Origin of the sequence: Pseudalkalibacillus sp. JSM 102089, from assembly GCF_041366475.1 — a bacterium.
GTDB classification, from domain to species: Bacteria; Bacillota; Bacilli; order Bacillales; family Guptibacillaceae; genus Guptibacillus; species Guptibacillus hwajinpoensis_B.
In genome coordinates, this window is record NZ_JBEWYW010000033.1 from 1 (window position 1) to 1,776 (window position 1,776).

A 1,776-nucleotide genomic window follows, 5' to 3' on the forward strand; every position below is an offset into this window, starting at 1 on the left:
GCGAGGTTATACCAGCGTATGTATTCATTGCAACCCTTCCCTACAGTCAGTTGAGTTATGTAGAGGCATTTCTTGATATGAAATCAACTTCCTGGCTGCGTGCACATATTCATGCATTCGAATATTTTGGAGGCGTTACCGAGGCTTTGGTACCTGATAATTTGAAGACAGGCGTGACTAAGCCCCATCGGGGCGATCCAATGATCAATGAAGCTTACCGGGAATTAGCCGATTACTACCGGGCGGTTGTGGTGCCCAGTCGCGTCAGAAAGCCGAAAGACAAAGCGAGTGTAGAAGGAACTGTCGGATACATATCAAGGCAGATCATTGCATCACTACGAAACTATCAGTGTTTTCATCTAGAGGATTTAAATGCACGAATCTTTGAAAAACTGGAAGAAATCAATACGATGAATTTCCAAAAGCGCGAGGGTTCTAGGTCCAAAGTGTTTGAAGAAGAGGAGAAGAGCCACCTTCATCCTCTACCTCCAACACGGTTCAAGATGACGGAATGGGCGACTGCCAAAGTTCAACCGAACTACCACGTTCAAGTGGACTATAAGTTCTATTCCGTCCCTTATGAATACGTCCGCGAGGATGTCGATGTCCGAATCACTGCGGATGTAATTGAATTGTACTTTAAAGATGTGCGGATTGCATCCCATCCACGTAAACAAAAAACAGAAGATTCATATGCCACAAATCCGGATCACATGCCAGACCACCATCGGCTTTATCTCGATCACAATCCAGAAAACAACCGGAAATGGGCAAGGACTGTCGGACCGAATACGGAACGACTAGTTGAACATATCTTGAAAACAAATGTCGAAAAGAAAGCTTTGAATATATTGAACGGGTTGAGAAGTACAGCCTCTAAAAGAACGGAATCTGAGCTTGAGGAAGCGACCAAGACCTTACTGGAGATATCCTCCCATCCCACTGTTGCCATTCTTAAAAGTATCTTGGAGAGGCAGAAGAAAAAGCAAGTGAACAAACAGCTAGTTGGAGAACCGCAAACAGAGGACTATGGTTTTACCAGAGGCGCTACCTATTTTGGGAGGGATAAAAAATGATTAACCAAGAAACCTTACGAAAGTTAATGGACATGAAGATGAGTGGAATGGCGGAGTTATATCAACTACAGAATGAAAATAAAGACTTCCAAGGCATGGATTTTGATGATCGTTTTAACCTATTGGTGGATACAGAATATGATCGCAGAAGATCGAATAAGCTGGACCGATTGATTAAACAAGCCACATTTGATGACTCGAGCGCAGCCGTTGAACTGATCGAATATCACGCTGACCGTAAGTTGGATAAGCAGTTAATTTTAGAGCTGGCGTCCGGCACCTATCTTCAGAAGCATCATAATATTATCCTTATGGGCGCTTCAGGCAATGGAAAGACATGGATATCAAATGCTTTCGGCATTCAGGCCTGCCGGCAGTTCTACAAGGTGAAATATATCCGATTGCCCGAATTATTGGATGAACTCGCAGTTGCCAAACATGAGGCAGATGGAAGTTTTCGCAAACTGATTAAAAAGTACAGATCGATTGATTTATTGATATTGGATGAATGGCTCCTGAGTGAGCTGTCTCAAGATCAAGTGCTCCACGTTTTAGAAATTATCGACGCGAGGCTCAAGCGGACTTCTACCATCTTTTGTTCCCAGTTCTCACCCGAAGGGTGGCATTCCAAACTCGGACAAGCCCAGGTAGCTGATGCGATTCTTGACCGGATTGTACATGACTCTTATAAAATAATAAT

The 1,776-nt window shown here is 43.6% G+C and carries 2 protein-coding genes; both read left to right on the forward strand.

Features of this window, described 5'->3' with window-relative positions; genetic code table 11:
- The coding region (gene istA / locus ABVF21_RS22685) for an IS21 family transposase (RefSeq protein WP_371019075.1) at positions 1-1,076 on the forward strand (1,076 nt) is incomplete at its 5' end.
- On the forward strand, positions 1,073-1,776 hold a 704-nt coding region (locus ABVF21_RS22690), incomplete at its 3' end, for an ATP-binding protein (protein WP_371019076.1). The genes istA and ABVF21_RS22690, both read left to right, overlap by 4 nt.